This is a genomic window from Kitasatospora sp. NPDC127116 (assembly GCF_042677365.1).
In the GTDB taxonomy this organism is placed as follows: domain Bacteria; phylum Actinomycetota; class Actinomycetes; order Streptomycetales; family Streptomycetaceae; genus Kitasatospora; species Kitasatospora lactacystinica.
This window is the reverse complement of record NZ_JBHXTL010000194.1, coordinates 1-5,504: the sequence shown is the minus strand read 5'-3', so window position 1 is coordinate 5,504 and position 5,504 is coordinate 1. Positions and strand designations below refer to the sequence as shown.

The following is a 5,504-nucleotide window of genomic DNA, read 5'->3' as shown; positions in this document are numbered from 1 at the left end:
CCTGGGTTCACGGGGGGTGCGGCCGACGAGCTGGTGCGCCACCCCCCCCCGCGCGAGCAGTCGGCGGGTCCGACTTCTCGCGCCGAACCGCGCCGAGCAGCACTTCGCCGCCGCCCGGTCAGAGCCACCCCCGCCGGGCAGCCTGCACCCCGGCCTGGAACCGGGTGGTGGCGCCCAGGTGCGCCAGCAGGGTGGACACCCGGCGCACCACGGTGCGCCGCCCCAGCCCTAGCCGGCGGGCGATGGCGTCGTCCGTCGCCCCTCCCGCCATCAACGTGAGGATCCGCCGGTCGCGTTCGTCGACCCGCAGGTCGACCTCGGCCATCGACGCGGGCACCGCCAGGCGCCACAGCGTCTCGAACACCGCCGTGAGCGCGTTCAGCAGCCCGGAGGGCCGGATCAGCAGCGACACCACCCCCGGCCGGTCGTCGGCGGGCAGGGTGACGATGGCCAGGTCGTCGTCACCGATGGCGAGTTTGAGCGGCGGCTCGTCCAGGGTGCGGGCCTGCTCACCCGCCTCGATCATCCGCGCCATGTTGGGCCCGACCACCGGATCCTGGAACGCGCAACCCTGGTAGATCACGCGGTAGTTGACGCCCGCCGCCATCCGGCGCCGCTGCAGCACCTCCTGGTCGAGGTAGTGGGCGGGGCTGCCGGAGTACGGCGGCACGTCGATGACCCGTAGCTGGTGGCGGGCCGCGAGTTGGAGGCGGCGGCTGGCGGCCAGCACCTCGGCGGGGTCCTCGACCACCTCCAGGGCGCCGTAGCTGCCGGTGTCGCGCCGCGCGAAGCGGTAGAGCCGTTCCAGTTCGGCGCCGGCCCGGCGGGCGGTGGCCTGGCGCAGCGCGTCGTGCTGCAGCACGGCTTCCACCACCCGGGCGGGTGGCAGCGCCTCCCAGGCGTGGTCGCGGTCGTCGGCGCTGTCGGTGGTGTCGAAGGCCACCGCGACGCCCTCGTCGGCGAGGTCGCGCAGGACGGCGAGGACGGCGTCCTCGTCCAGGCCGCTCTCGCGGGCGAGTTCGGGCACGCGGGCCCGTGGCCGGCCGACCAGGCCGTGGTAGACGCGGCCGCGTTCGGAGTCCGGTTCCAGCACGTCGTGCACGACGCCCCCCAGTCATCGTGTCCCGCCACCATGTCATGTCCAGGGCAGGCTCGGGGGAGCCTACCCACCCCTGCGGCGCACATGCGCCAGTGGCCCAGGTGCGCCGCCGGGGGCCCTGGCGTCGGGGCGGGGCCACTGGCAAGAGTTGTCGGCGATCAGTCAGATCGCCGAGGATCACCGAAGACCGCCAAAGGTCGCTGAAGGTCGAGGACGCCCATGCCCCCTGCCCGGCTCCGGCGCGCCCGCGCGGCACTCGCCGCCCTGGCCGCCTGCCTGCTCCCGCTCGCCGCGACGCCCGCGGCCTCCGCCGCCCCCGCACCCGCGGCGCCCGCAGCCCCCGCAGCGGCCGCCGTACGCGCCGAGGCCGCCGTACGGGCCGACGCCGACGCGCCGCCGCCGCTGACCGACGGCTTCGGGCTGACCCAGGTCGGCGCCGCCACCGGCACCGCCACCAACTTCGTCGTCACCGTCACCACGGCGAAGGTCGCCGGGCCGCACACCATCCGCATCCTGCTGCCCGCCGACTACGCGCAGCGGCCGGACAAGCGCTACCCGGTGCTGTACTTCCTGCACGGCGCCTCGGACAACCCGAGCGACCCGGCCCTGGCCTACCCCGCGCTGACCGCCGCCCAGTCGATGATCACCGTCATCCCGGACGGCGGCCTGCGCGGCTGGTACACCGACTGGCTCGACCAGAACACCGCCGCCGGCGCCCAGAACTGGGAGACCTTCCACCTCACCCAGGTCCTGCCGTTCGTCGACGCCAACCTGCGCACCCGCACCGACCGCGCCCACCGGGCCGTCGGCGGGCTGTCCATGGGCGGCTTCGGCGCCCTGCACTACGCCCAGGACCGCCCCGACCTGTTCGGCCAGGTCCTCACCATGTCCGGCGCCAACGACCTCTCCACCGACGAGATGATCATCCGCGGCGCCGTGGTCGCCACCCTCACCAACGCCGGCACCGTGCTCTGCGGCCCCAGCGACGGCCACCCCTGCGGCCTGGACTTCGGCCCCACCGTCTCCAGCGACGCCGTCTTCGGCACCCCGTACCCGGTGTTCAACGCCGACTGGCGCTGGAACGCCGCCGACCCCGTCGCGCGCGCGGGCCTGCTGGAGCACACCGGCATCACCGTCTACACCGGCAACGGCAACAACAACCCCGCCGACATGGAGTTCTGGGCCGAGGGCACCGCCAAGCGCCTCAAGCAGCGCCTGGACGCGCTCGGCCTGCCGTACCGCTACGTCGGCTACGGCGACGGCACCGGCTGGGGCGCCGACTGCCACGGCGGCCACACCCCGGGCTGCTGGGCGCAGGACCTCGCGGACTACGTCCCGCGCCTGGAGGCGGCCTTCGCCGCCGCGCCCTGAGCCCTGGCCCCGCACCTCTCCCCCGACGAAAGGAAACCCCTTGCCCACCACGACCCCCGGCCGTACGGCGCCCTGGCTGCGCCTGTTCGCGGCCCTCCTGGTGACCTGTTGCGCCGCCCTGGGCCTGACCGCCGCGCCCGCCCGCGCCGCCGCGGCCACCCCGGAGGCCGCGCCGGCCCCGCTCGCCGCCTGCGCCTCGCCGCAGCAGTGCCTGACCATCAAGTCGCTCAGCAACGGGCGCCAACTCGACGTCCAGAACGGCAACATGGGCGACGGCGCCTACATCGTCACCAACTCCGCCCCCGGCTACCACCAGTCCTGGCGGCTGAACGTCGACCCGTCCGACTCCTCCTTCACCATCGTCAACAACGACACCGGCAAGTGCATCGACCTGGCCTTCTTCACCCCGGCGCTGCGCCAGCAGAGCTGCGCCGGGCAGGCCAGCCAGCGCTGGTACTTCCAGCCCGCGGCGGCCGGCGGCGCGGACTCGTTCATGATCCGCCACGCCGGTGACAACACCTGCCTGGACCTGCTGCTCGGCGGCAACTACGACGACGCCTGGACCGACCAGTACAGCTGCAACGGCACCGTCAACCAGCAGTGGTCCACCGGCTTCGCCCAGGCCGCCCGCAACCTGGCCGTCGACCACGGCGCCAAGCAGTGCCAGAAGGACCCCTCCAGCTGCTCCTGGGCCACGAAGAGCGAGGCCCCGGCCGCGCCGCTGCCGCGCACCTGCGCCTCCGCGGTCTGGTTCAACAACACCAGCAGCGCCGTCCAGCAGTCCTTCGCGGTCACCGACGACAGCGGCTGGTCCAACACCATCGGCGCCGACATGGGCACCCAGATGTCCGCCGGCGCCCCCGGCAACGTCCTGACCGGGACGATCAGCTCCTCGCTGAAGTACAGCAACGAATGGCACGGGTCGCGGAGCGTCAACAACAGCGTGACCGTCACCGTCCCGACCCAGCAGTACGGCTGGGTGACGCTCGCCAAGATCGCCCGCAAGGTCACCGGCACCTGGACCTTCGACGCCCACGGCATCCCGTGGACCGCCGAGGACACCGTCACCGTCCCGCTCAGCTCCGACCCCACCGCCGGCGCCACCCTCTACATCGCCAACACCAGCGCGACGTTCAGCAGCTGCTCCTGACACCGCGCCCGCTCCACGGCCGCCGCCCGCGCACCGCGCCGGGCGGCGGCCCGCGTTTCCGGCCGGTCGGCAGGGCCGTCCGGACGTGCGCCGCCGCGCAACCCGCCGTACAGTGCCCCGGCCCACCCCGCCCGCACGGCCGTGACCTGCGCATTCACCCGAAGCTGCGGGCGGACGGACCTCTGGCTAGCCTGGTCGTCGGGTGGGTGCGAAGCATCGCCGTACCCACCGGCCCCCGGAGGCCCAGCAGCCGGTGCGACCCACAGAGACCCACAAGGACCCACAAGGACCCACAGGGTTTCCGGCGTCATCCGCGGAAGAGCCCGCGCACCTCTCGGACCACCTCACAAGGGACAACCCGCATGAGAGTGACAACCATGTCTCCTGCCAAGCGCATCGCGACCGCGGCCGTCACCGCCGTCCTGCTGGGCGCCACCCCCGGCCTCGCCACGGCCGCCGCTCCGCCGACCGCGCTCCCCTCCCAGCCGACCGGCGAATGGCACCAGTTCAAGATCTACCCGCTCGACCTCCCGGCCAGGAACCTGGACGTCGACAGCGCCGGCAGGGCCGTCGTGGCCGTCGTCGACCCCGAGAGCGCACGCCAGCAGTGGAACCTGAGCAACATCGGCGGGCTGCCGCTCATCGAGAACAGGGCGACGGGCACGTGCCTGACCGCGCCGGACGACACCCTGGACGCCGTCACCGTCCGGGCCTGCGACAAGAACAACCCGAACCAGCGGTGGGACGTGCACTACGTGACGTCCGGCCAGGTGGCGATCTCACCGAAGGCCCACCCCCGCCTCGCCCTCACCGGGGGCACCCAGGCCGGCAGCAACAAAGCCCTCCTGCGGACCTACGCGGCGCAGGACAACCAGCAGTGGTCCATGCGCTCCGTGAAGTAGCGGCCCCGTCCCGGGCGGCCCCCGCCCCCGGCAGGCCCTTCGACGCCCGCGGCACGCCCGTGACCTGCGTGTTCCCTCGGAGCTGCGGACGGACCGACCTCTGGCTAGCCTGGTCGGGTGGACACGAAGCACCTCCGTGCCCACCGGGCCCCGGCGACCGGGCGGCGAGTGATCCACCCCCTCGCATCCACCTCCTCGCATCCACCCCCGGCCCGCCCCACGGCCCCGTGACCCCGCGGGGCTTCCGGCGCCACCCGCCGAGGAACCCGCACGCCTCTCGGACACCCCACAAGGGAAAACACATGAGAGTGACAACCATGTCTCCTGCCAAGCGCATCGCGACCGCGGCCATCACCGCCGTGCTGCTGGGCGGCACGCCCGGCCTGGCGACGGCGGCCACCGGAACGGCCGGCTCCCAGGCCGCGCCGCAGGCGACGCAGCCGTCCAAGCAGACCGACACCTGGAACCAGCTCCGGGTCTGGCCGCGGGGCGACACCACGGCCAGGAACCTGGAGGCCGGCCGCGGCGGCCGGGTCGTCGTGGCCGCCCCCGAGCGCAACAACGACCGCCAGCAGTGGAGCCTGAGCACCGTCGCCGGGAAACAGCTCATCAAGAACAAGGCGACGGGCACCTGCCTGACCGCGCCGAGCGGCTCCCGCGGCTCCGTCACGCTCCGGCCCTGCGACCAGAACGACATGAACCAGCAGTGGACCGTGCGGAACGTGGGGCAGGGCAAGGTCAGGATCTCCCCCGCCACCCACCCCGACCTCGCCCTCACCGGCGGCACCAGGCTCGGCAGCGCCGTCGCCCTGCGGATGTACGACGGGGCGCGCTCCCAGCAGTGGAGCACGGTCCCGCCGGGATCCTGAGCCCCCGGACGGCCGCCGGCCCGTTCGCCGCGCATGGCCCTGCCCGACCGGTCGGGCAGGGCCCATCGCCGTGTACACCCCACCACAGAGCGAATTGAGACCCGAAGTGAGCC

Annotated in this window: 5 protein-coding genes; 4 read left to right on the top strand and 1 reads right to left on the bottom strand. The window is 73.7% G+C overall.

The window, feature by feature from the left end:
* Positions 1-118: 118 nt before the first annotated feature.
* A complete protein-coding gene (locus ACFVHV_RS40810) occupies positions 119-1,102 on the bottom strand; it encodes a hypothetical protein (protein WP_380358549.1) in 984 nt (327 codons plus the stop codon).
* Between the two features lie 216 nt (positions 1,103-1,318).
* Here ACFVHV_RS40810 and ACFVHV_RS40805 point away from each other — a divergent pair, with 216 nt between their 5' ends.
* The 4 genes from ACFVHV_RS40805 (at position 1,319) to ACFVHV_RS40790 (ending at position 5,391) form a co-directional block, all read left to right on the top strand.
* Positions 1,319-2,470: an alpha/beta hydrolase gene (locus ACFVHV_RS40805; RefSeq protein ID WP_380358546.1), complete on the top strand. Its 1,152-nt coding sequence runs from the start codon at positions 1,319-1,321 to the stop codon at positions 2,468-2,470.
* A gap of 40 nt (positions 2,471-2,510) precedes the next feature.
* Positions 2,511-3,620, top strand: coding sequence for an RICIN domain-containing protein (locus ACFVHV_RS40800; RefSeq protein WP_380358543.1), 1,110 nt, complete (start codon positions 2,511-2,513; stop codon positions 3,618-3,620).
* Positions 3,621-3,997: 377 nt separating this feature from the next.
* Positions 3,998-4,522: an RICIN domain-containing protein gene (locus tag ACFVHV_RS40795; protein ID WP_380358541.1), complete on the top strand. Its 525-nt coding sequence runs from the start codon at positions 3,998-4,000 to the stop codon at positions 4,520-4,522.
* Positions 4,523-4,839: 317 nt separating this feature from the next.
* Positions 4,840-5,391 (top strand): RICIN domain-containing protein, encoded by a 552-nt coding sequence (locus tag ACFVHV_RS40790; protein ID WP_380358538.1) that lies wholly within the window; start codon positions 4,840-4,842, stop codon positions 5,389-5,391.
* The last annotated feature ends 113 nt before the right edge of the window (positions 5,392-5,504 follow it).